This window comes from Actinoplanes sp. NPDC023801 (assembly GCF_040639655.1).
GTDB lineage: Bacteria > Actinomycetota > Actinomycetes > Mycobacteriales > Micromonosporaceae > Actinoplanes.
In genome coordinates, this window is record NZ_JBFAAI010000017.1 from 139,933 (window position 1) to 162,349 (window position 22,417).

Sequence of the window (22,417 nt, forward strand, 5' to 3'; positions counted from 1 at the left end):
GCTAACCCCGCGGCAGGCCCGCGAGCGTGGCGACGAACCGGTCCGGTTGCTCCGCCATCGGCCGGTGACCCGCCTCCGGGAAGGTGACCAGCCGCTTGTCCGGCGACCGCAGTGCCTCATACCAGGACGCGAACTCCACGGCCAGGCCGCGCATCTCCCGGCCGCCCTGCACGAAGTAGGCCGGGATCGTCAGGTCCGGCACGTCCCGGTGCAGGTCGACGTCCTGCATGCGGGGGTAGAGAGCGTCCCAGGTGTCCAGCATCGTGGTCATGAAGTGGGCGTTCTGCAGGAAGGTGTGCTCCGGGACGCCCAGGTCGACCGGTGGCTCCGGCAGTCCGTACGCCTGGGTGCCGTACAGCTGGAAGGTCTCGTAGTCGTAGGCGTCCGGCCACGGTGGTGGCCCCTGCCGCGTCAGCTGCGACACCACGTCGTCGCGGCCGCCGGCCCGCGCCCAGGCCATCACATCGGCGTAGAACAGCTGGTCGGAGGCCCGCAGATCGACGGCCTGCCCGGTGCCGACGTAGGCGCGGTACAGCTCAGGGCGGCGGTGGGCGGCCAGAACCGCCGGGATCGAGCCGCCGGAGTGCCCGAGCAGAAAGATCCGATCCTGCCCGAAACGTGCCCGCAGGTGATCGGTGACGGCGAGGATGTCGGCGACCTCGGTGTCCACGGTGACCGCCGCGTCGCGCCCGAGACCGCCGGCCGACGCTCCCCCGCCGCGCCGGTCCAGGGTCGCCACCACGAAATGTCGCTCCAGGCCGGATACCCGGCGGCGCATCGTCCCGGTCTCCGAGCCGCCCGGCGGGCCCGGCACATAGAGCAGCACCGGCAGCCCCGCCGACCCGCCACGGATCATTACGCCCAGGTCGCCGACCCGGGCCAGTTCGGCGACACCGCCCGCAATCGCCGGCGTCCGGGCCGGAATCGCCACCGCGACGGCGACGGCGACGGTCACGGCGGTGGCGAGACCCGCGGCGACCCGGCCGGCGACCCGCCGGAACCGGGTGCGGGCCGGGCGGCGGTGGCCGTAGGCGGCGCCGGCCATCATGGGCAACAGGGCCAGCAGGCCGTGCAGGCCACGGCCGGTGACCAGGACGAGGATGCCGAGCAGCGTCGGTTGCGGCAGGTCCACGGAAGGGCCGGACACACTCAGCCTGGTCAGTTCGAGCGCTACGGCGTACCCGATCGGGGTTGTCAGGATCGCCCACCGGGACCGCGTCAACCGGCCGGCCAGAACGCCGACGCCGGCGCTGATCACGATGGACGCGAGCGCCTCCACCCCGGTGAGCGGTCCGCGTGGGGTCCAGAGACCGGCCGTCACGCCCCAGGCGGCCGCGAGCAGGAAAGCGCCGATGAATGAGGTCATGCCCGGCAGCATCCGTGGCCGGCCGGTTCGTCCACAGCGGCCGATGGAACCGATCAGGAACATACTTTGGTAGGTCCCGGAAGCCTTCGGTCAGAACCTAGGGTTGCGGCATGTTCTTCGCGCTTCTGGTGCCCGACCCCGGTTCCGGCCGGAACACGGCCCGGAACCGGGCCGCTGACACCGTCGCCATTGTCCTCGCCCTGTTCTACGGCACGGTGATGATGCTGCTCGGCGACGCCACCCGGGCGGGCGCGGCACTGCCGTGGCAGGCCGATCTGGCACTGGGCCTGCTGTGCGCCGCGGCCCTGACCGTCCGGCGCCGGCACCCACTGGCGGTCGCTGTCGCGGTGCTGCCGTTCGGCGCGGTCTCGGTGGCCTCGACCGGTCCGATCATCGTGGCGCTGTTCACCGTGGCGATCCGCCGGCGGCCACCGCTGCTGCTGGTGCTCGGCCTGATCAACGTCGGCACCGGTGTCCTCTACTTCCTGCTGCACGACCGGCCCGGCTACGGGATCTGGATGGACCTGCTGGTGCGCTCGGTGGTCACCGCCGCAGCCATGGGCTGGGGGCTCTTCGTGCAGGCGTACCGCCGCCTGACGACCTCGCTGCGTGAGCACGCGGCCAGGCTGGAGGCCGAACAGCATCTCCGCGAGGAACAGGCCAGGCTCACCGAGCGGGCCCGCATCGCCCGCGAGACGCACGACGTCCTGGCCCACCGGATGTCCCTGATCAGCCTGCATGCGGGCGCCCTCGAGGTGCGAGCCGGCGTCTCACCGGAGGAGTTGTCGATCGCCGCCGGGGCAATCCGCGGCAGCGCCCACGAGGCCCTGGAGGAACTACGCTCGGTGATCGGTGTACCGAGCGGGCGGCCCGAGCCGCCGCAGCCCGGACTCGCCGACATGTCCGGCCTGATCAGCAGCGCACGGGAGGCCGGCATGACGGTCGACTACGACAACGGCGTGCCCTCCGACGGCCTGCCGGCACAGCTCGGTCGCACGGCGTACCGGATCGTCCAGGAAGGACTGACCAACGCCCGCAGACACGGATCAGCGCCGGCCGCCGCGGTGGTCCTGGCCGGCGGCGCCGGCCGGGCATTGCGCATCACCGTCGTCAATCCCTTCTCCGGTACGGGCTCCGCAGGCGGCCCCCACAGCGGCGGCCGGGGCCTGCTCGGCATCGGCGAACGGGTGGCCCAGGCCGGTGGCCGCGTCACCCACCGCGCCGAGCGGGGCGAGTTCCGCCTCGAGGCCGAGCTGCCGTGGCCGTCCTGACCCCGGCCCGCCAGGCCCGCATCACGGTTCCGGCCGGCCCGAACCGGGGTGGACCGGGGCCGGACGACGGCGGGGCTCACCAGACTGCCGGTGACGTGCCGCCGGCCCCGGAAAGCCGGAGGCGATGGAGATGACGGTGACCGGCGAACGGCCGATCCGGCTGGCGATCGTTGATGACGATCCGCTGGTCAGGGCAGGCTTGAGGATTTTGGTGGGCGGCTCACCGGACATCGAGGTGGTCGCCGAGGCCGGCGACGGGGCGGAAGCGGTGACCGCAGCCGACGCGCATTGGCCGGACATCATCCTGATGGACATCCGCATGCCGCGCGTCGACGGTCTCGTCGCCACCCGCCGGATCCGCAGCCGGGAGGGCGCGCCGCAGGTGATCGTGCTGACCACGTTCGACGCCGACGAGTACGTCCTGGAAGCACTGCGCGGCGGCGCCAGCGGCTTCCTCCTCAAGGACACTCCGCCCCGGGAGATCCTGGCGGCGGTACGTTCGGTCGCGTCCGGCGCGGCGACCCTCTCCCCCACCGTGATCCGGCGGCTGATCGACCATGTGGCCGACCCGGAGGCGGGCACCCGGCGGGCCCGCGCCCGCGACCGCCTGGCCGACCTCACCGACCGGGAACGCGAGGTCGCGGTACTCGTCGGTCACGGACATTCGAACGCCGAGATCGCCGGTGGACTCGGGATGAGCCTCCCGACCGCCAAAGGCCACGTGTCGCGTCTGCTGAGCAAACTCGATCTGAACAATCGCGTGCAAATAGCCCTGCTGGTTCACGACGCCGAACTGCTCTGAGCCCGCGCGCCAATAAAGAAGAGACCGCCCACTACCAGGGGAAATAGCCACGCGTTGTGGTTTCGCCCGGTGCGAACCGGGTAAGCGGGCGGATTCCGCAAACGCTTCGGGTTCGCCTGCGCACCCAGGTCACCTCCATTACGTCGGCGAACTTCGCTTGTCGCAATCTTTGTCGATGTGCCGGCCGCACTCTCCGGCGGGCGAGAAGAATCGAGCCGGTGCCACACGGGCGGGCCCGCCAGAGGAATCCGGATCACGCTATGAGGACGACCTGCCGGACCCTCGGCGGACGACCTGACAGGACCGGTCGACACGCGCGACACGACGGCTGTGCACGTCCCGCCGGGTGCGCCGCCGTTGGTCCGGCAACACCGGCCGGGTTCGGCAAGGAGGATTTCCGCACCAGGGCGGCACGCCATGCCCACCACGCACGCGCCACATGTCGACCACGCACGGGCCATGACCACCGGCGAACACCATGACCACCGGCGAATGCCATGTCCACCAGGGCGAATACCGGAGCGCCATGCGAACAGGACGGCAGAGCTTGACGTGCGGTGCAGCGAAAAGATCGGTACAAGGCCGACCCGGTGCGCACGTATCCGGGCGGCACAACGGCAGACAAACATGAAGGTGGTCCGCCGGGACGGCGCAGTTTCTCCGCCACCGTGGACGAGCCGCCGCAATAGAGGTGTCCGGCTAAGCTGGAGGAAGATGTCCGGCCTGGCTGGAGACGAAAGCCTGCGAGTGAGGACATGCCGGCAAGGCGCGCGGCGCAGCAGATCGGCACGGCGAGAAAGCGGCGCGCCGCAGGTGGGACATGCGCTGCAGGTCCAGCGTGGGCACGGCCGGTCGGCATGGCAGGTCCTGCGCAGCACACTCGTCTGCGTAGCAAGTCCTGCTCAGCCCGCCATTGCGACACGGCGGGAAGCTGTGGGTCCAGGTTGAGCATGGCGGGAGCGGCCCAGCGCGGCGGGCCAAGCCCGGCCGGGCGGGCCCGGCGCGACGCGGCCGGTCCGGCGGAGTTTGTTTCGGCACGCGGCGCAGCAAGTCGGCGCGGCGCAGCGACTCGGTATGACGCCGCAGGGCGGCACAGCGCGGCGCGGCAGGTCAGCCCGGCACCTGCGGCGCGGCAGGTCAGCGCGGAAAGTGCGGCGCGGCAGGAGCGGGGCGGTGGGTTGTTCCTGCGGAAGGCGGCAGGTCGGCGCGGCGAGTCCTGCGCAGGAAGGCGATTTCGGCGCGGCCGGAAACGGCGCAGCAAGGTGACGCGGCGGAAACGGCGAGGCCGTCGGGGCGGATCCGGTGATGAACGGACGTTCCGGCATGACAAGTGGTGGTCCGGTGAACGAGGGGAGTCGCCGGGAACAAAAGATCCCCGGCAACAGGCTGCTGGACCTGCCGGACGGGGACGTGTCGGTGGGATGGCCGGACGGGGGTGTCTCGGTCAGATCGGAGGCTGGTGTGGAAGGGGGACATACACGGTGGCCCGGACTGGAAACGACTGAGGCCCGGGGCGCCGGAAGGCGCCTCGGGCATCAGTCGTTCATGGTCAGACCGTTTTCAGGCCCGCCCGTACGACTCGTCTCAGAAGATGCCGATCGGGCTGTCGATCAGGCCGACGTTGACGAGACCGTTCTGGTTGACGGCCTTGTACGAGTTGACCTCGTAGTTGCCGCCACCGTAGCCGCCGCCGTAGCCACCGCCGTAGCCGTAGCCACCGACCGGGACGACCGCGACCGGAGACGCGTAGCCGTAGCCGTAGTCGTTGCCGTAGCCGTAGTAGTTGCCAACGACGTAGTCCTTCTTGCACTTGCCGTCGGCGGCCTGGGCGGGGGCCGCCATCGCGAGCGTGGCGCCGGTGGCCAGGAAGAGACCGCCGAGGTACAGAGCCGTGCGACGCATGTTTTTTCCTTTCAAGCGGTTGGTTGCTTGGGGAAAATTCTGGACGACGCAACACCGTTTCGCGCGCATTTGCCCGAATAAAACGCCATCTTTCATCATTTCGTGGTTTAGCAACCGAAATCCGAGTAAACCGGCTAAGGTCTCGCGGGGCGTTGCACCGCAAAAGCAGAATCCCCCACCCCTAATAGCGGGTGGGGGATCTTCAAATGCTCTTACAAACGCACTCCTAGCAGGGCATTTACCGTACGGACCATCAGTTCGGGTGCCTCGGAGTCGTCACCCGCACCGGACAGGACCGCCTCGACCCATGCGTCCACCACCGCAAGGGCGCCCGGCGTGTCGAGGTCGTTGGTGAACGCCTCGCGGACCGCGCCGAGCAGACCGGCGCCGGACGGGCCCGAGGCGGCGGTGGCGGCCTCACGCCAGCGCGCCAGCCGCTGCTGACCGGCTTTCAGCACGTCATCGGTCCAGTCGCGGTCGGTGCGGTAGTGCCCGGACAGCAGGCCGAGCCGCACCGCCATCGGGTCCACGCCGTCGCCACGCAGCCGCGACACGAAGACCAGGTTGCCGCGGGACTTGGACATCTTCTCGCCGTCCAGGCCGATCATCCCGGCGTGCACGTAGTGGGCGGCGAACGGTTCGGCGCCGGTCAGGACCTCGGCGTGCGCGGCCGAACACTCGTGATGCGGGTAGAGCAGGTCGCTGCCGCCGCCCTGCACGCTGATCGTGTCGCCGAGCAGGTTGAGCGCGATGGTGGCGCACTCGATGTGCCAGCCGGGGCGCCCGGGGCCCAGGTCGCCGCCGTCCCACACCGGCTCGCCGTCGCGGGCGCCGCGCCACAGCAGCGGGTCGAGCGGGTCGCGTTTGCCCGCGCGGTCCGGGTCACCGCCGCGCTCGGCCGACAGGACGAGCATCTCCTGACGGGACAGATGTGACTCGTAGCCGAAACGCGGTGCCGACTCCAGGGAGAAGTACACGTCGCCGGTGCCGTCCTCGAGCTGGTAGGCGGCGCCCTTCGCGACCAGGTCGTGCACGTGGGTGACGATCGACGGGATGGACTCCACCGCGCCGACGTAGTGGGCCGGCGGGATGATCCGCAACGCCTCCATGTCCTCCCGGAACAGGGCCGTCTCGCGCATCGCCAGGACGATCCAGTCCTCGCCGTCCCGCTGGGCGCGCTCCAGCAGCGGGTCGTCGATGTCGGTCACGTTCTGTACGTACCGGACGTCGAGGCCCTGATCGCGCCACACCCGGTTCACCAGGTCGAAAGTGATCATCGTGGCGGCATGACCGAGGTGGGTGGCGTCGTACGGCGTGATGCCGCATACATACAGCGAGGCACTGCCGTTCGGCGTGCTGGGCTGCACCGACGCACGCGCCGTGTCGTAGAGCCGCAGCGGGCCACGCCCCGGCGTGTCCGGCAGGGTGGGAACGTCGTGACCGGTCCAAGCATCCATGTTCGGAGCCTAACCAGCACCCCGACCACTGACCCCGGTGCGTGAGGTAAACCTCAAGGTTCCGGCTCGCCGCCTCAGAACTGCGGGGCGCGGGGAGAAGAAGGGCGGCTTTCCAGGTGCGGGGCGCGAGCGCGGGCGGGCGCAGCGCGGGTGCGGGGTGTCAGATCGGCGGCCAGGGAATGGCCGGCCAGTCCTGCGGGGGCTGTGGGAAGCGTGCGGCGCGCAGGAGGCGTTTGACCCGGAGGCCGACGTGCTGCACCTCGGAGAGGGTCAGGTGTTCCTCGAGGGCGGCGCCCAGACGGCCGGTCAGCTGCTCGCTCAGGTGACTGAGGACCTCGCACGCCTCGCCGGGCAGTGGCCTGCCGGTCCAGCCCCAGAGGACCGTGCGCAGTTTGTTCTCCACGTGGAAGCTGACCCCGTGGTCGACGCCGTGCACGCCGCCGCCGGCCGGGTACAGCACGTGACCGCCCTTGCGGTCGGCGTTGTTGATGACCGCGTCGAAGACGGCCAGGCGGGCCAGCCGCGGGTCGTCGGCGTGCGCCAGCGCGTAGGCGTCGCCGTCGTCGTCGCGGGCCGCGGCCACCGGGAACCAGCCGTCGGGGACGTCGTAGGCCGGGACGAAACCGATCAGCGCGTCGGTTTCGTCCGGCTCGTCGATCCAGAGTTGCAGTGCGCCCGGGCCGAGCGGCCCGTCGCGCAGGATGGTCGGCGGCACCAGGTCCCAGCCGGTGGCCCGGGACACCAGGTACGCGGAGACCTCCCGGCCGGCCAGGGTGCCGTCGGGGAAGTCCCACAGCGGACGCTCGCCCCGCACCGGTTTGTAGACGCAGCGGCGGGTCAGCCCGTCCAGCGTGATCTCGGCACGGAGAGTGGTGTTGGAGGCGGCGGCGAGGCGACCCTCGATCTCGATGCGGCCGCGTTCGAGCAGCGCGAGAGCGTCGGCTTCAGCCAGCACGGAGGTGGGCTCCGCCGTCACCGGTGGTAACCGTTGTGCCGGGGGCAGAGGTGGCCGGCCGGGTCGAGCGGCTGGCCGCAGAGCGGGCACGGCGGGCGGCCGGCGGCCACCACACGACGGGCCCGGTCGATGAACGCGCGGGTCGCCTCGGGGGTCAGCCGGACGCGCAGACGATCGAGGTCGTCGTCGGGCTCGTCGTCCTCGTCGTCGTCGGGCTCGTCCTCGTCGTCGTCCTCCTCGAGGGGATCGCCGATCAGATCGGGCTCCGGCTCACCGGCCTCGATCGCCTCGATCACGACGGTGCTGGTGTCGACGTCGAAGGCCAGACCCAGGGTCCCGACGCGGAACTCCTCGTCGACCGGGGAGTCGAGTGGCTCGTTGTCGTGCACCGCCAGGAGCGGCTCCTCCGGCATCGAGACACCGAACCGCTTGCTTGCCTCGAGCAGGAGCTCCTCGAGTTTCTCGGCGAGCAGCGACACCTGGACCTTCTCCAGCGCGACGCTGATCACCCGGCCACCACCGCGGGCCTGGAGGTAGAAAGTGCGGTCACCCGGCTCGCCCACCGTTCCGGCGACGAACCGCTCCGGCGGCTCGAAGGCATGCACTTGGTGGGTCATGCCGACAACCCTAGCCATCCAAGCGGACAACCGCGCGGGCCAAGGGACCGGGTTCGCCGAGGGCGCAAAGGGGTACACGCTGCGGCGATGCGGCAGACACGGAGCGTCGTCAGACGCCGGCTCCGGCGCCGCCGCCCACCGCCGCGTCACTGTCCGCGGCCTTCTCCCGGCCGTCCGATTTCGGTGGTACGAGCGACCCCAGTTCACCGGTCTCGTTCACGCGCACCAGGAACGGCCGGCCCGGCGTGTACCGGATCACGGTGATCGATGCAGGGTCGGCCACGATCCGCTGGAACTGGTCCAGGTGCAGACCGAGCGCGTCCGCGACGATGGCCTTGATCACATCCCCGTGGCTGCAGGCGACCCAGATCGCCTCCGGGCCGTGCTCGGCGGTCACCTTCTCGTCCCAGCGGCGTACCGCGGCGACCGCGCGGGCTGACATCGCGGCCATCGCCTCGCCGTTCGGGAAGACCACGGCACTGGGATGGTGCTGGACGACCGGCCAGAGCGGTTCCTTGGCCAGTTCCTTGAGCGGACGGCCCTCCCAGTCGCCGTAGCCGCATTCGATCAGACCGTCCTCCAGCGCCGGTTCGGCGTCGGGCAGGGCGATCTCCAGCGTCTGCCGGCAACGGATGAGCGGGCTGCTGACCACCGCGGCCAGCGGGAGTTCCCGCAGGCGCGCACCGGCCCGGCCGGCCTGCGCGCGACCGGTGTCGTCGAGTTCGACCGGCTGCCGTCCGGCCAGGCCGCCGGACGCGTTCGCCGTGGTCCGGCCGTGCCGGAGCAACAATACGGTGGCCACTAGTTCGCCACGCCGGACTCTTCGAACGCCTCGGCCACGATCCGCAGCGTGTCGAGGCCGCTCTGCAGATCGCCGACGTACGGGCTGATCGACAGCGTGCCGACACCGGCCGTTGCGTACTCCCGGATGCGCCGGACCACCTGCTGACGCGTACCGATGATGGAGGTCCGCTCGATGAAGTCGCGAGGCACCGCTGCGGCCGCCTCGCGTGGCTGCCGGCTCAGGTAGAGGTCCTGCACGACCCTCGCCTCGTCGGCGTAGCCCATCCGGACGGCCAGGCCGTTGTAGAAGTTCTGTTCACGGCTGCCCATGCCGCCCACGTAGAGCGCGGCGTACGGCCGGATCACGTCGGCACACGCGTCGAGGTCGTCACCGATCACCACCGGCACCGAGGCCACCACGTCGAACCCGGTCAGGTCCTTGCCCGCCTTCGCGCGGCCGGCCCCGATGTGAGCCAGCTGGTCACCGGCCGCGTCCGGGGCCAAGAAGACGGCCAGCCAGCCGTCGGCGATCTCACCGGCGAGTTCCAGGTTCTTCGGGCCGACGGCCGCCAGGTAGATCGGGATGTCCGAGCGCAACGGGTGGAAGCCCAGCTTGAGGGCCTTGCCGGCGCCGCCGGGCAGCGGCAGCTCGTAGTGCCGGCCCTGGTACGACACCGGCTGCCGGGCCAGGGCCAGCCGCACCACGTCGACGTACTCACGCGTACGGCCGAGGGGTTTGGCGAACCGCACACCGTGCCAGCCCTCGGAGACCTGGGGCCCGGAGACGCCGAGGCCCAGCCGGAACCGGCCGCCGGACAGAGTGTCGAGAGTGGCGGCGGTCATCGCCGTCATCGCCGGCGTCCGCGCCGGGATCTGCATGACCGCGGCGCCCAGGTCGATCCGCTCGGTCTGCCCGGCCATCCAGCCGAGCATGCTGACCGTGTCCGAGCCGTACGCCTCGGCCGTCCACAGCACGGAGTAGCCGAGGCGGTCCGCCTCGCGGGCCATCGCCAGGTGGTCGGCGGGTGTGCTCCACGCCGTCTGATAGCCGAGACTGAGTCCGAGCCGCACGAGCATGCCTCCCGCAGATCATGGGTGTCAGCGGCAAGCCTACTGATCCGTGCCGGCCGGGTTTCGGTCCGGTAACCGACCCACCCGGCTGAGGCCTGAGCATTTCGCTGAGCAGGGAGTCTGAATAAGGTTCACTCATGCATCAGCGACCGCTCGGCCGAAGCGGGCTAGCGGTTTCGCGGCTCGCGCTCGGCACCATGTCCTGGGGACGGGACACCGACCCCGACGACGCGGCGGATCAGCTGAAGATCTTCCTCGAGGCGGGCGGGACACTGATCGACACCGCCGACGTGTACGGCGACGGTGACGCCGAGTCGGTGATCGGTTCCCTGCTGGACCACCTGATCCCGCGCGACGAGATCATCATCGGCACCAAGTCCGGTCTCACCCCGCACCGTTACCGTCCACGCGACGGCTCCCGCGGCAACCTGCTGCGCTCGCTCGACGCGTCGCTGCGGCGGCTCGGCACCGACTACGTCGACCTGTGGCAGGTGCACGGCTACGACGCGCAGACCCCGTTCGAGGAGACGCTGGCCGCCCTCGACCAGGCGGTGTCCAGCGGCCGGGTCCGTTACATCGGGGTGTCGAACTTCTCCGCCTGGCAGACCGCACGGGCCGCCACCTGGCAGGCCGCCTACCCGGGACGGGCCCCGATCGTCGCCGCGCAGATGGAGTACTCGCTGCTGGAACGTGGCATCGAGCGGGAGATCCTGCCGGCCGCCGCGGCCCTCGGCTTCGGGGTGCTGGCCTGGTCGCCGCTGGGCCGCGGGGTGCTGACCGGCAAATACCGCAACGGCCGGCCGCTGGACTCGCGGGCCGCGTCCGAGCACATGGCGCCGTTCGTGCAGACCTATCTGGAGCCGCGCAGCTCCAGCATCGTCGAGGCGGTGGTGACCGCCGCCGCCGGCCTCGGGGTGTCGCCGCTCGAGGTGGCGCTGGCCTGGATCCGCGACCGGCCCGGTATCTCCTCGGTGATCCTCGGCGCCCGCACCTCCGGGCAGTTGCAGGGCTCGCTGCGCAGTGAGGAGCTCACCCTGCCCGCCGAGATCGCGTTCGCGCTCGACGACGTGTCGGCGATCGAGGTGGGCTACCCGGAACGCGAAGGCGTCGGCCACCCCAACACCTACTTCGGTTGAGCGGCGTGCTGCGGGCCGTCTTTCTCCTGCTGGGTGGGGTGCTGCTTCTGCCGTACGCCCTCGGGGCCGGAGTTTTCACGCAGTTGATCGTGGAGGAGACCGGAAGCCGCGCCGGTGTCCTGGCCATCGCCGTGGTCGCGGTGGTGATCGCGACGGTGCCGCCGTTCCTCGGTGGTACCCGGGAGCTGGAGATCGCTGCGGCGCGCGCACTGCTCGGCGTCGACCTGCCCGGACACGACCGGTCGCGGCCGCCCGCGCTGGAGACCCGGCTGCGGTCCGCCCTCTGGTTCGCCCTGCATCTGGCCAGCGGCGGGCTCGTCGGCGTGGCGCTGCTGATCGCGGTCCCGCTGGCGCTGCTCGCGTTCACCGAACGGCTCGGGCTGACCGCGGGCGCGCTCGGCCCGCTCACACCGGCCGGGCGCTGGTGGTGGACGCTCGCCGGGGTGGGGCTGCTGCTCGTGACGGTCGCCGGAACCGCCGGGCTCGGCCGGCTGGCCGCCACCATGGCCCCGGTGCTGCTCGGCCCGTCACAGGCCGAGCGTCTCGCCGAACTGCACGCCCGCGAGCTGCGGCTCGCCGAACGCAACCGGCTCGCTCGCGAGCTGCACGACTCGGTCGGGCACGCGCTGACCGCGATGACCCTGCAGGCCGGGGCGGCGCGGGCGGTGTTCGGGGCCGACCCGGATTTCGCCCGGAGCGCGCTGGCCGCGATCGAGGAGACCGGCCGGTCCGCGGCCGAGGAACTGGACGCCGTGCTGGGCATCCTTCGCGACGACGTGGCCGACCGGTCGCCCGCGCCGACCCTCGCCGACCTCGACCGCCTGCTGACCGCGCAGGTGACGGCCGAGATCGGGGCGGTGGACGTGTCGCCGGTGGTGTCCCGTGAGGCGTTCCGCATCATCCAGGAGTCGCTGACCAACGCGGCCCGGCACGGCGACGGGCCGGTGACCCTGCGGGTCCGGCAGGAGGAGGAACTGGTGATCGAAGTGGTCAACCGGCGGGGTGGCGGACCGGCGCGAGAGGGCGGCGGGCACGGCATCGAGGGCATGCGCGAGCGGGCCCGGCTGCTCGGCGGCCGGGTCGGCGCCGGACCCGACGGCAACCTCTGGCGGATGACCGCCCGGCTCCCGGCGGGACCGCGGTGATCAGCGTTCTGATCGCCGACGACGACGTCCTGGTCCGGGCCGGGCTGCGGGCCATCCTGACGGCCGAGGCGGACCTGACCGTGGCCGGCGAGGCCGGCGACGGCTCCGAGGTGCTGCCCGCCGCGCTGCGCCTGCGCCCGGACGTGGTGCTGATGGACGTGCGGATGCCCCGGATGGACGGCATCCAGGCGACCCGGCTGCTGCTCGACCGGTTCGACGACCCGCCGAAGGTGCTCGTGGTGACGACCTTCGCCAACGACGAGTACGTCTACCAGGCGCTGCAGGCCGGTGCCGCCGGGTTCCTGCTCAAGCGGGCACGTCCGGAACAGATCACCGAGGCGGTACGGGTCGTCGCGCGGGGCGACTCGCTGCTGTTCCCGGCCGCGGTGCGACGGCTCGCCGCCGCCTACGGGCCACCCGACGGCCCGGTCGGCTCCCAGCTGACCGCACGGGAGGCCGAGGTGCTCACCCTGATGGCCGAGGGCCTGTCGAACGCGGAGATCGCCGTCCGGCTGATCCTCGGCGTGGAGACGGTGAAGAGCCACGTCGGCAGCGTCCTGGCCAAACTGGGGGTCCGCGACCGGACGCAGGCGGTCGTCGTCGCGTACCGCTCGGGCTTCGTCCCTCTCTAGGGGGAGACGGTCCCCTCCCGGCGGGGATCCGCCGGGATCCCGCGGCGACGAGTGTCGACGACATGAGCGACACGAGAACGCGACTGGCGGCCGGATGGGCCGCCGCCTACGGAACCCTCGCCCTGTTCTGGACGGTCACCGGCCACGGCTACCCGTTCGGCGGCAACGACCCGGCGCCCGACACCAGCGCCCTGCGCGGCCTCGGCCCGGACGTCGGCGCCCCGCTGTTCGCAGCGGTGCTGCTGACCGCGGCCGTCGCCCTGCTGGCCACTGCCGGAGGCACGTCCCGCGGCCCGCTGCGGTACGCGCTGTCCGGCTACCTCTGGCTGACCGCCGGCGCACTGCTGCTCCTGGTCCCGGACGTGCGCCTGCTGGCGTTCGCCGGCTACCTGCCGATGCTGATCGCCGGCCTGCCGTTCGGCTGGCCGCCGGTCGACTACGGCGACGTCCTCACCTGGACGCTCGGGAACCAGGCGCTCGCCCTGACCGGCGGGGTGCTGATCGTCCGCGCGGTGCTGACCTGGCAGCGGCGCGCAGCCGGTGCCTGCGAGGACTGCGGCCGCCGCGACGACGGCGAGGCGGGCTGGACCTCACCGCGGGCCGCCGCCCGGTGGGGCCGGATCGCGGTGTGGATCGCCGCCGCCTGCCCCGCTGTGTACGCCGTGTCCCGCCTCGCCTGGGCGGCCGGCATCCCGCTGGGCATCGACGCCGGGGAGCTGAGTGCGATGCGTGCCGGCGGCGCTGCCGTCGCACCCGCCGGGCTGGGCGCGTTCGCGCTGGCCGGGGCGATTCTGACGCTCGGGCTCACGCAGCGCTGGGGTGAGCGTTTCCCGCGCTGGATGGTCGGGCTCGCCGGGAAGCCGGTCCCGATCCGGCTGGCCACCGTACCGGCGACGATCGTGGCCCTGCTGGTCGCCTCGGCCTCGGTCTGGGTGGTGACCGGCGAGCACAGTGTCAGCATGTTCGACGGAGCCGTCGTGCCCGTACTGCTGTGGCCGCTGTGGAGTGTGGCCCTCGGCGCCGCGACGTACGCCTACCACCTGCGGCGCAGGCCTCCATGCACGCGTTGCGAAGGACACGGCAACGACGACGTTCCGGGTCTTTTCACCGGGTCCGGAACGGGCGCATATTAGATCGCATGGACTACGAATACGCGCCGCTGCGGTTGCCTTCGAACGTCGATCGCCTGACCGCGGCGGCGCAGCTCGCCATTCAGGCCGAGTTCTCCGGCTGGGAGCTGGCCAGGGTTCAGCTCTTCGCCGACGGCTCCCGGAAAGTGATGCTCCGCCGCCGTCGCCAGCCCAGCCCGCAGCCCGGCCTCAGTTACTGAGCGGCAACGCGGAAGCGGCAGGCAACCGCCATCGCAGCGGTAACCGTGCCCCGCCCATAGCGCCCCTGACGTCGAGGGCTCCAGAAACGGCAAGCGAAGCGTCGCCGCAGCCGTAACCGTGCCCCCCGGGCATCGCGCCCGCTGACGTCGAGGGCTCCGAAAACGGCAAGCGAAGCGTCGTCGTTTTCGGCGCCCTCGACGTCAGCTTCAAGGGGCGCGATGCAGCGAGCCGGAGGCGAAGCAATCAAGCCCAGCAATCAGACTCAGTGTCTGTGGCCGGCGTGGTCGTGACCCTCGTGGCCGTGGCCCTCGTGGTCGTCCTCGTCGGGCAGGAACGGGTGCTCGTCGAGCCGGCCGACCAGCACGTCGGTCTCCAGCGGGGCGAACGGGCCGGACCCGTCGGCGTCGTCGAAGGCCTCCAGGTCGAGGGGCTCGCCGACCTCGGTGACCGTGAGCAGACCGTCGAGCGGCTCCAGCTCGGGCACGTCCAGCGACGAGAGCGATCCGTCGCCGGCCTGCAGCAGCTCCAGCACGGCCTCACCGACCGACTCGACCGGACCGGCGTCCTCGTCCTCGGGCACCGCGCTGCGCCGGGCGGTCTCGGCGACCCGCAGCAGCGCCGAGACGCTGGGCACCCGGTAGTCGCGGCGCTGACGGACCGAGAGGATCTGCGGGTACGGGTCGGCGCCCGCCGCGCCCGGCTCGGTGATCTGGCCGAACCGCCGGTCCGCCTCGTCCGGGTCGATCGCTTCGACGTCCCAGGGCGTCACCTCGCCGAAAGCGTCGAGCAGCTGCTCGTCGTACGCGAAGGAGGCGTTGTTGAGGTCGACGTACGCCTGCCAGACGTCGTCGTCGTCGATGCGACCGGCGGCCGCCTTGACGGCCGCGAGGTGCGCCCGCGCCGCCTCGATCACCCGGTCGAGGGCGACGTCGAGTTCGGCGTTCTGGTCAGTCATGGGATTGGGGGTCCTTCCGATCTCAGCTGTTTCGGAGCAAGCGGTCGAGCACACGCACGCCGAACTTTAGTCCCTCCACCGGAACTCGCTCGTCGATGCCGTGGAACAGCGCACTGAAGTTGAGGTCCGGCGGAAGCCGCAGCGGAGCGAAGCCGAAGCACCGGATGCCGAGGGTGGAGAAGGCTTTGGCGTCGGTGCCGCCGGACATCAGGTACGGCACGGTCCGCGCTCCCGGGTCCTCGGCGCGCAGCGCGGCACCCATGGCGTCGACCAGCGCCCCGTCGAACGAGGTCTCCACGGCCGGCTGCTGGTGGACGTGCTCGATCTCCAGGTCGGGGCCGATCACGTCACGCAGCTCGCGCAGGAACGCGTCGGCGTGTCCGGGCAGGGTGCGGCAGTCGATGGTGGCCGACGCCTTGCCGGGGATGACGTTGTCCTTGTAACCGGCCTCGAGACGGGTCGGGTTGGCGGTGTTGCGCAGGGTGGCACCGATGAGGTTGGCGATCGGGCCGAGCTTGGACACCGCGAGTTCCGGTTCGTCCGGGTCGAGTTCGATCCCGATGGCGTCGCTGACCTGTTCCAGGAAGGAGCGCACGGTCGGGGTGAGTACGGTCGGGAAGCGGTGCCGGCCGACCCGGGCGACGGCCTCGGCCAGTGTGGTGACCGCGTTGTCGTCGTGGATGAAGGAGCCGTGGCCGGGACGGCCGGTGGCGTGCAGGCGCAGCCAGTCGAGGCCTTTCTCGGCGGTCTGCACGAGATAGAGGCGAAGATCGTCGTTGACGGTGTACGAGTACCCGCCGACCTCACCGATCGCCTCCGTGCACCCCTCGAACGCGTCCGCGTGGTTCTGCGCGAGCCATTGGGAGCCGTACTCCATGCCGGCTTCCTCGTCGGCCGTGTAGGCCAGCACGATGTCACGCGGCGGGACGTAGCCGGTGCGCCGCCACTCGCGGACGACGGCGAGGACCATGGCGTCGAAGTCCTTCATGTCGACCGCGCCGCGGCCCCACAGGTAGCCGTCCTTCTCCTCGCCGGCGAACGGGTGCACCGACCATTCGCTGGCGTCGGCCGGGACCACGTCGAGGTGGCCGTGCACGAGCAGCGCGCCGCGCGAGGGGTCGGCGCCGGGGATGCGGGCGATCAGGTTGGCCCGTTGCGGCGCCGACTCGAGCAACTCCGACTCGACGCCGACCTCGGCCAGCTTCTCCGCGACGTATTCGGCGGCGGCCCGCTCTCCCACGGTGGTGCGCGGGTCGCCGGTGTTGGTGGTGTCGATGCGGAGGAGGTCGCGGCACAGGCCGACGACCTCGCCCTCGGCGGTCGTTGTCATCCGCCCTTCTTACCAGGAGGTTGTCACGGGGGTTTGCGCGCAGAGGCCCGGCGGGTACCAGCGGGCCGTGTCTGACGTTAACCTTCCCCCGCTGCCGCCGACCGGCGGCGAGATCCCCGGGCGCAGCATCGTCGATGTCGTCGCCGCGCAGCACCGCGAGCTCATCGGCCTGACCGAGCGCCTCAACGCGAGCCCGGACGACCCGGACATCAAGTCCGTGCTGGTCGCGACGCTGTCGCGGCACCTGGCCGCCGAGGAGCAGTACCTCTACCCGGCGGTCCGTGCCGCGGTTCCGGGCGGCGAGCAGATCGCGGACCGGGAACTGGCCGAGGATCAGACGATCATGGAACAGCTGCGCGATCTGGAACGCACCGGCGACGGCCATGAGGGGCTCGCCGAGGCGGTGCGCCGGCACGTGGCCGCCGATGCCGGGGAACTGCTGCCGCTCCTGGAGCAGATGGTGCCGGCCGAGGACCTGGTCCGGCTGGGCAACCGTTTCGAGACCGCCGAGGAGGCCGCGCCGACCCGGCCGCACCCGTCCACACCGTCGACGCCGCCCTGGAACAAGGTGGTGGATCCGCTCGTCGGCGTGGCCGACAAGGTTCGTGACGTGATCACCTCTCGCGCCACATATGTGAGCGATCTGTAATTAAACTATGACTGCAGCCGGTAAGCGGCGTGTGTCCTGTTCGTTCATACGTTTGTCACAGGTTGCCGATCATTCCACGGCTTGTGGACTAGCGTTCGATCCCTTTCTAGTCCTAACGTCACGCTATGAACCTCGAGCTGCGGCATCTGAAGGTGGTCTGCGCCATCGCGGAGACCGGCAGCGTGACCAAGGCCGCGTCACAACTCGGCCTTGCCCAGCCTGCGCTCACCGCACAACTCCAGCGGATCGAGCGAACACTGGGTGGCCCGCTGTTCGACCGTGACCGCCGGGGCGCGCGCCCCACCGCCCTGGGAGAGCTGGTGCTGTCCCGCGCCAGAGTGCTGCTGCCCGCGATGAAGGGCCTGCAGGACGAAGCGGCCCGGCTTGCCGCCGGCGGCGATCACGACATCTTGAGCAGGTACCGGATCGGTGCGGTCGGCGGTCCCGTCGTCGCCCATCTGGTGCACCGCCTGTCGGCTGCCCAGCCGGAGGCACAGATCTCCACCCACGCGTCGTACTACATCTCCGAGCTGGCCGGCATGGTGCTCGCCGGCAAGCTGGACTTCGCCCAGGTCGGTGTCTGCGGGGACGCCCTGCCGTCGGCGGAGTACGGCCTGGTCTGGCAGACCATCGGAATGGACGCGGTCTGCGTGCTGATGCCGGACGACCACCCACAGGCCAAGAACCTGTCGGTCGACCTGGCGGAGCTGGCCGACGAGCAGTGGGTGGCCGGTGCCGGTGACGGCTGCTTCGGCGACTGTTTCGCGGCGGCCTGTGCGCGGTCCGGATTCGCCCCGCGCCGGGTCCTGGAGTCCGACGTGCGCAACTGTGTCGACATGGTCGAACTGGGCCTGGCCATCGGTCTGTGCCAGCCGACGTTCCGCCCACCGGCGGGACTGACCAGCCGGCCGTTGCGTGGCGCCCCCCTGCGCTGGCGGCTGGTCCTCGGCTGGCACCCGGAGTCCCCGGCGTCGCGCAGCGCGTCCAAGCTGATGGATCACGCGACCGAGGCGTACCAGGAGATCCTGGCGCGCAACGAGCACTACACCCAGTGGATGCAGAGCCAGACCATGGGCGGCAGCAGCAACCACCTCGCCGCGGCCTGACCTCACGGAGAAGGGGCGCCCCGGGCGGGGCACCCCTTCCCGGCCGGCTCAGCGGGCCGCGGCGGTCAGGTCCACATCGAAGACCAGCTCACCGTCACGGGCGTCCACCCGGACCGTACGGCCCGGCGCCAGATCAGCGGCGATCAGCATCTTCGACAGCCGGTTGTCCAGCTCGCGCTGGATCGTGCGGCGCAGCGGGCGGGCCCCGAACTCGGGCTGGAACCCGCGCTCGGACAGCCAGTCCACCGCCTCCGGCGTGATCTCCATCCGTACGTCCTGCGCCTGCAGCCGCTGCCTGGTCTCACCGAGCATCATCTCGGTGATCCGGTGCAGCTGGTCGCTCTCCAGCTGCCGGAAGACGACGATCTCGTCGATCCGGTTGATGAACTCCGGCCGCAACTGCTCCTTGAGCCGGCGGTCCAGCCGGTCGCGCAGCTCGTCCTCGGCCGACCGGCCGGTGCCCTCGGCCCCGAAGCCGACACTGCGCTTCGAGCCGGTGATCAGATCCGAACCCAGGTTGCTCGTCATGATCAGCACGGTGTTCTTGAAACTGACCGTCCGGCCCTGACTGTCGGTGAGCCGCCCGTCGTCGAGTACCTGCAACAGCATGTTGAAGACGTCCGGGTGGGCCTTCTCGATCTCGTCCAGGAGCACCACGCTGTACGGTCGGCGCCGCACCGCCTCGGTCAGCTGCCCGGCCTCGTCGTAGCCGACGTATCCGGGCGGCGCACCGACCAGCCGCGACACGGTGTGCCGCTCCTGGAACTCGCTCATGTCCAGCCGGATCAGGCGGTCCTGCTCACCGAACAGCGCCTCCGCCAGCGACCGGGCCAGCTCCGTCTTGCCCACCCCGGTCGGCCCGAGGAACAGGAAGCTGCCGACCGGCCGGTCCGGGTCGCCGAGCCCGGCCCGCGAACGGCGCACCGCCTCGGCCACCGCGTTCACCGCGTCGTCCTGGCCGATCACGTGCCCGTGCAGGTGCTGTTCGAGACGCAGCAGACGGTCCCGCTCCGCCTCGGTCAGCTGGGCGACCGGGATACCGGTGGCCCGCGACACCACCTCGGCGATCTCCTCCGGCGACACCTGCGGCACCCCGTCGGCACCCGCGTTCGGTCCGGCCAGCTGCGCCTTCAGCGCGTTGATCTCGTCCCGCAGCTGTGACGCCTGCTCGTAGTGCTCGGCCGCGACCGCCTGGTCCCGGTCCCGGGTCAGCTGCTCCAGACGCCGTTCCCGCTCCCGGCGGCCGGCGTCCGGTGTCTTGGTGCGCAACCGGACCCGCGCCCCGGCCTGGTCGATCAGGTCGATCGCCTTGTCCGGCAGGAACCGGTCGGTGATGTAGCGGTCGGACAGGATCGCCGCCGCGTCCAGGGCCGCGTCGGTTATCCGTACCTGATGGTGGGCCTCGTAGTTGTCCCGGAGGCCGCGCAGGATCGCCACGGTGTCCTCGACACTGGGCTCGCCCACCACGACCGGCTGGAAGCGCCGGGCCAGGGCGGCGTCCTTCTCGATGTGCTTGCGGTACTCGTCGAGGGTGGTCGCGCCGATCACCCGCAGCTGTCCCCGGGCCAGCGCCGGCTTGAGCATGTTCCCGGCGTCCATGCCGCCGCCCTCGCCACCGCCGCCCGCACCGACCAGCGTGTGGATCTCGTCGAGGAAGACGATCAGCCCGTCCCCGGACGCCTTGATCTCCTCGATCACCTTCTTCAGGCGTTCCTCGAAGTCACCGCGGTACCTGGTGCCCGCGACCAGCCCGGCGAGGTCCAGCTGGATGACCCGCTTGTCCTGCAGCGTCAGCGGCACCTCGCCGTCGACGATCCGCTGTGCCAGGCCCTCCACCACCGCGGTCTTGCCGACACCGGCCTCGCCGATCAGCACCGGGTTGTTCTTGGTACGCCGGGACAGGATCTCCACGGCCTGCTCGATCTCGTCCGCCCGGCCGATCACCGGGTCGATCTCGCCACGCCGGGCCGACTCGGTCAGGTCGACCCCGAACTGCTCGAGCGTCGGCGTCGGGGCGCCGGTCGAGCGCTGGCCGCTCTGGCCCGGGTTGTTCGGCTTCGGCAGCTCACTGTGGTGCGGGATGTTCCGCGGATCCACGATCCGCCCGGCGAGCAGACGGCCCGCCGCCGAGTCGGTGTTCATGCCGAGCGCCATCAGGATGTGTTCCGGCCCGATGTACGAGGCGCCCACCGCCCGCGAGATCTGCAGGCTGTCCAGGAGCGCCCGCTTCGCCGCCGGCGTCAGCGAGATGCTCTCCGGCAGCGCGCCGGGCCGCTCGGCCGGCCGGCCCAGCTCACTGAGCAGCCGGTCCGGGTCGGCGCCGGCCCGGCGCACGGTGTCCTTCATGGGATCCTGCTGCAGCAACGCCCACAAAAGATGATCGGTGTCGAGGTCGGCGAGCGGCCGATCGGCGGCGGCCAGCTCGGCTGCCCGGCGTGCCGCGTCGGCAAGCACCTGCCGGGCGTCGTTGCTCATGTAACGCGCGATGTCGAAACGCTGCGCCTGGCGGCGCGGCTCGGCCGCACCGAAGAAGCGCGCGAACAGGTCGTCCCACTGGCCGGGCCCGGCAGGCCCGAACGGTCCGATGCTCATCAGTCTCTCTTCTCCTGGTACCTCGGGCCGGTCGCCCCGCAGGGCCTACCCGGCCGCCCGGGCGGCAAACGCGCCGTCCGCGTGTGTCCGGCCAGGACCGGATCCGGTTGCGATTCCTGTCCCGACCAGGGACTACAGCGCCCGGACCGTCCCGCTGATTCCCGGATCGCCGAAAAAGTTGACACGACTACACTCAACTTCATGGCCGCGCCGCAGGATCCGCACTCCGCTCCACCGCCCTCCCCGGCACCGTCGCCCTCGCCTTTCCCGCAGCCTTCCCCGCCGTCGGCCCCGCTGCCCGCGGATTCCGGGATCCCGTTGGTGATCGTCGACGGCGCCAACGTGGTCGGCTCGGTCCCGGACGGGTGGTGGCGCGACCGGGCGGGTGCGGCCGGGCGGCTCCGCGACAGCCTGGCGACGGTCCCCGCCACCGGCCTGCCCGACGTGCCGGCGCCGGTGGAGGTGATCCTGGTGGTCGAGGGGAAGGCCCGGGACATTCCGCAGGGCCCGCCCGGGGTGGACGTCGAACGCGCGTCCGGCTCCGGCGATGACAAGATCGTTGATCTGGTACGCGGTACGCCCGCCGGCCGCCGCACCATCGTCGTCACCGCGGACCGCGGGCTGCGCGACCGTGTCACCGCCCTCGGCGCCGAGGTCCGCGGCCCGTCCGCGGTCCCCCGCTGACCGCCCAGTCCGGCTGACGGGTCGAGGCCTGGTCGAGGCCTGGCTGTGCAGCACCGCTGACTCGGCCCGCTTGAGACAGCGGTGCCGTACAGCCAGGGTGGGGTTCTGGTGACCCGGCCGGCTGACCCTCGGGGGAGGGCGTGTCGGAGCCCGGGACGGTGATGCCGGACGGGCGCCCCGGGGGGCCTTGATCCACTGTGGAACGTCTTCGGATACGATCCGACCTGCGCGATCTTCGGCCGGTTCCAGAAAAGCGGCGGCGTGCCGTCCCTGGCAGGCTCTGATAAAACGGGGCATGCGAGGACGGCCGGGCGGGAACCGGACGCTAGGCTGGAGCCGCAAGACGTACACCCTGTTCAGGAGGCTACCCGGGTGGCCAGTGTCGCCGAACTCAGAGCTGCCGTGGAGGCCGCGCTTCAGCAGGTCACCGAGGGGCAGCAGGCGATACAGGCGGCGCGGGAGAAGATCGGTGAGGCTCAGCAGAGCCTGGCCGCCGCTCTCGACGGCAGCGCCAACGACGCGGTGGGTGCCGCGCACGCCTCGCTGTCCCAGGCGGACCAGCAGCTCGAGGATTCGATGAGCGCCACGTTGGCGGCAGTTGAGCAGGCACATACCTACACGGCGAACCTCTGA

At 71.3% G+C, this 22,417-nt stretch carries 21 protein-coding genes; 11 read left to right on the top strand and 10 right to left on the bottom strand.

Translation table 11 applies throughout. From position 1 onward, the window contains the following. Nucleotide 1 precedes the first annotated feature (1 nt). Entirely contained in the window at nucleotides 2-1,366 is a 1,365-nt protein-coding gene (locus tag AB0G04_RS27955) for an alpha/beta hydrolase (protein WP_360988323.1), read from the bottom strand. Between the two features lie 110 nt (nucleotides 1,367-1,476). Here AB0G04_RS27955 and AB0G04_RS27960 point away from each other — a divergent pair, with 110 nt between their 5' ends. Continuing rightward, complete coding sequence (locus tag AB0G04_RS27960; RefSeq protein ID WP_360988325.1) at nucleotides 1,477-2,637, top strand: histidine kinase; 1,161 nt, start codon at nucleotides 1,477-1,479, stop codon at nucleotides 2,635-2,637. A 130-nt stretch (nucleotides 2,638-2,767) separates the two neighbouring features. After that, entirely contained in the window at nucleotides 2,768-3,439 is a 672-nt protein-coding gene (locus AB0G04_RS27965; RefSeq protein WP_360988453.1) for a response regulator transcription factor, read from the top strand. A 1,584-nt stretch (nucleotides 3,440-5,023) separates the two neighbouring features. Here the strand turns inward: AB0G04_RS27965 and AB0G04_RS27970 are convergent. The 6 genes from AB0G04_RS27970 to AB0G04_RS27995 all read right to left on the bottom strand — a co-directional run bounded on the left by AB0G04_RS27970 (nucleotide 5,024) and on the right by AB0G04_RS27995 (nucleotide 10,224). Further along, a complete protein-coding gene (locus AB0G04_RS27970; RefSeq protein ID WP_360988327.1) occupies nucleotides 5,024-5,341 on the bottom strand; it encodes a hypothetical protein in 318 nt (105 codons plus the stop codon). Between the two features lie 212 nt (nucleotides 5,342-5,553). After that, nucleotides 5,554-6,798 carry a cysteine--1-D-myo-inosityl 2-amino-2-deoxy-alpha-D-glucopyranoside ligase gene (gene mshC / locus AB0G04_RS27975; protein ID WP_360988329.1) on the bottom strand — a complete coding sequence of 415 codons (1,245 nt, stop codon included), beginning with the start codon at nucleotides 6,796-6,798 and terminating at the stop codon, nucleotides 5,554-5,556. Nucleotides 6,799-6,958: 160 nt separating this feature from the next. Next, entirely contained in the window at nucleotides 6,959-7,753 is a 795-nt protein-coding gene (locus AB0G04_RS27980) for an SCO1664 family protein (RefSeq protein ID WP_360988455.1), read from the bottom strand. Nucleotides 7,754-7,770: 17 nt separating this feature from the next. Beyond that, on the bottom strand, nucleotides 7,771-8,370 hold the full coding sequence (locus AB0G04_RS27985) for a DUF3090 domain-containing protein (protein ID WP_360988331.1): 600 nt from the start codon (nucleotides 8,368-8,370) through the stop codon (nucleotides 7,771-7,773). A gap of 109 nt (nucleotides 8,371-8,479) precedes the next feature. Next, nucleotides 8,480-9,172 carry an MSMEG_4193 family putative phosphomutase gene (locus AB0G04_RS27990; protein ID WP_360988333.1) on the bottom strand — a complete coding sequence of 231 codons (693 nt, stop codon included), beginning with the start codon at nucleotides 9,170-9,172 and terminating at the stop codon, nucleotides 8,480-8,482. Beyond that, complete coding sequence (locus tag AB0G04_RS27995) at nucleotides 9,172-10,224, bottom strand: LLM class F420-dependent oxidoreductase (RefSeq protein WP_360988334.1); 1,053 nt, start codon at nucleotides 10,222-10,224, stop codon at nucleotides 9,172-9,174. The genes AB0G04_RS27990 and AB0G04_RS27995 overlap by 1 nt, the downstream gene beginning before the upstream one ends. A 137-nt stretch (nucleotides 10,225-10,361) precedes the next feature. Here AB0G04_RS27995 and AB0G04_RS28000 point away from each other — a divergent pair, with 137 nt between their 5' ends. From AB0G04_RS28000 to AB0G04_RS28020, 5 genes are all read left to right on the top strand, one after another. Next, nucleotides 10,362-11,360: an aldo/keto reductase gene (locus AB0G04_RS28000; RefSeq protein WP_360988336.1), complete on the top strand. Its 999-nt coding sequence runs from the start codon at nucleotides 10,362-10,364 to the stop codon at nucleotides 11,358-11,360. A 5-nt stretch (nucleotides 11,361-11,365) separates the two neighbouring features. After that, on the top strand, nucleotides 11,366-12,505 hold the full coding sequence (locus AB0G04_RS28005) for a histidine kinase (protein ID WP_360988457.1): 1,140 nt from the start codon (nucleotides 11,366-11,368) through the stop codon (nucleotides 12,503-12,505). After that, on the top strand, nucleotides 12,502-13,137 hold the full coding sequence (locus tag AB0G04_RS28010; RefSeq protein WP_360988338.1) for a response regulator transcription factor: 636 nt from the start codon (nucleotides 12,502-12,504) through the stop codon (nucleotides 13,135-13,137). Before AB0G04_RS28005 ends, AB0G04_RS28010 begins: the two co-directional genes overlap by 4 nt. Nucleotides 13,138-13,199: 62 nt before the next feature. Then, the gene (locus AB0G04_RS28015) at nucleotides 13,200-14,270 is read left to right on the top strand and encodes a hypothetical protein (RefSeq protein ID WP_360988340.1); all 1,071 of its coding nucleotides are present in this window, start codon (nucleotides 13,200-13,202) and stop codon (nucleotides 14,268-14,270) included. A 5-nt stretch (nucleotides 14,271-14,275) separates the two neighbouring features. Next, nucleotides 14,276-14,467 carry a DUF5703 family protein gene (locus AB0G04_RS28020; RefSeq protein ID WP_360988342.1) on the top strand — a complete coding sequence of 64 codons (192 nt, stop codon included), beginning with the start codon at nucleotides 14,276-14,278 and terminating at the stop codon, nucleotides 14,465-14,467. 263 nt (nucleotides 14,468-14,730) lie between these two features. On the opposite strand, the gene AB0G04_RS28025 is transcribed toward AB0G04_RS28020, so the two are convergent. Next, nucleotides 14,731-15,423 (bottom strand): hypothetical protein, encoded by a 693-nt coding sequence (locus tag AB0G04_RS28025; protein WP_360988344.1) that lies wholly within the window; start codon nucleotides 15,421-15,423, stop codon nucleotides 14,731-14,733. A 22-nt stretch (nucleotides 15,424-15,445) separates the two neighbouring features. Beyond that, on the bottom strand, nucleotides 15,446-16,753 hold the full coding sequence (locus AB0G04_RS28030; RefSeq protein ID WP_360988346.1) for a M20/M25/M40 family metallo-hydrolase: 1,308 nt from the start codon (nucleotides 16,751-16,753) through the stop codon (nucleotides 15,446-15,448). Between the two features lie 67 nt (nucleotides 16,754-16,820). Here AB0G04_RS28030 and AB0G04_RS28035 point away from each other — a divergent pair, with 67 nt between their 5' ends. Further along, nucleotides 16,821-17,402, top strand: coding sequence for a hemerythrin domain-containing protein (locus AB0G04_RS28035; RefSeq protein WP_360988348.1), 582 nt, complete (start codon nucleotides 16,821-16,823; stop codon nucleotides 17,400-17,402). A gap of 125 nt (nucleotides 17,403-17,527) precedes the next feature. Continuing rightward, the gene (locus tag AB0G04_RS28040; RefSeq protein WP_360988350.1) at nucleotides 17,528-18,508 is read left to right on the top strand and encodes a LysR family transcriptional regulator; all 981 of its coding nucleotides are present in this window, start codon (nucleotides 17,528-17,530) and stop codon (nucleotides 18,506-18,508) included. Nucleotides 18,509-18,556: 48 nt separating this feature from the next. Here the strand turns inward: AB0G04_RS28040 and AB0G04_RS28045 are convergent, their stop codons facing one another. Continuing rightward, nucleotides 18,557-21,100 (bottom strand): ATP-dependent Clp protease ATP-binding subunit, encoded by a 2,544-nt coding sequence (locus AB0G04_RS28045; protein ID WP_360988352.1) that lies wholly within the window; start codon nucleotides 21,098-21,100, stop codon nucleotides 18,557-18,559. A 201-nt stretch (nucleotides 21,101-21,301) separates the two neighbouring features. Here AB0G04_RS28045 and AB0G04_RS28050 point away from each other — a divergent pair, with 201 nt between their 5' ends. Both AB0G04_RS28050 and AB0G04_RS28055 read left to right on the top strand, forming a co-directional pair. Then, a complete protein-coding gene (locus AB0G04_RS28050; protein WP_360988354.1) occupies nucleotides 21,302-21,784 on the top strand; it encodes a hypothetical protein in 483 nt (160 codons plus the stop codon). 372 nt (nucleotides 21,785-22,156) lie between these two features. Next, on the top strand, nucleotides 22,157-22,417 hold the full coding sequence (locus AB0G04_RS28055; protein ID WP_106320458.1) for a hypothetical protein: 261 nt from the start codon (nucleotides 22,157-22,159) through the stop codon (nucleotides 22,415-22,417).

Bases quoted from the DNA above. Each gene is read 5' to 3' on its own strand.
- AB0G04_RS28020 (WP_360988342.1), top strand. From the start codon at position 14,276: ATGGACTACGAATACGCGCCGCTGCGGTTGCCTTCGAACGTCGATCGC.
- AB0G04_RS27955 (WP_360988323.1), bottom strand. From the start codon at position 1,366: ATGACCTCATTCATCGGCGCTTTCCTGCTCGCGGCCGCCTGGGGCGTG.
- AB0G04_RS28050 (WP_360988354.1), top strand. From the start codon at position 21,302: ATGGCCGCGCCGCAGGATCCGCACTCCGCTCCACCGCCCTCCCCGGCA.
- AB0G04_RS28030 (WP_360988346.1), bottom strand. From the start codon at position 16,753: ATGACAACGACCGCCGAGGGCGAGGTCGTCGGCCTGTGCCGCGACCTC.
- AB0G04_RS28015 (WP_360988340.1), top strand. From the start codon at position 13,200: ATGAGCGACACGAGAACGCGACTGGCGGCCGGATGGGCCGCCGCCTAC.
- AB0G04_RS27960 (WP_360988325.1), top strand. From the start codon at position 1,477: ATGTTCTTCGCGCTTCTGGTGCCCGACCCCGGTTCCGGCCGGAACACG.
- AB0G04_RS27985 (WP_360988331.1), bottom strand. From the start codon at position 8,370: ATGACCCACCAAGTGCATGCCTTCGAGCCGCCGGAGCGGTTCGTCGCC.
- AB0G04_RS27970 (WP_360988327.1), bottom strand. From the start codon at position 5,341: ATGCGTCGCACGGCTCTGTACCTCGGCGGTCTCTTCCTGGCCACCGGC.
- AB0G04_RS28040 (WP_360988350.1), top strand. From the start codon at position 17,528: ATGAACCTCGAGCTGCGGCATCTGAAGGTGGTCTGCGCCATCGCGGAG.
- AB0G04_RS28000 (WP_360988336.1), top strand. From the start codon at position 10,362: ATGCATCAGCGACCGCTCGGCCGAAGCGGGCTAGCGGTTTCGCGGCTC.
- AB0G04_RS27965 (WP_360988453.1), top strand. From the start codon at position 2,768: ATGACGGTGACCGGCGAACGGCCGATCCGGCTGGCGATCGTTGATGAC.
- mshC (WP_360988329.1), bottom strand. From the start codon at position 6,798: ATGGATGCTTGGACCGGTCACGACGTTCCCACCCTGCCGGACACGCCG.
- AB0G04_RS28025 (WP_360988344.1), bottom strand. From the start codon at position 15,423: ATGACTGACCAGAACGCCGAACTCGACGTCGCCCTCGACCGGGTGATC.
- AB0G04_RS28045 (WP_360988352.1), bottom strand. From the start codon at position 21,100: ATGAGCATCGGACCGTTCGGGCCTGCCGGGCCCGGCCAGTGGGACGAC.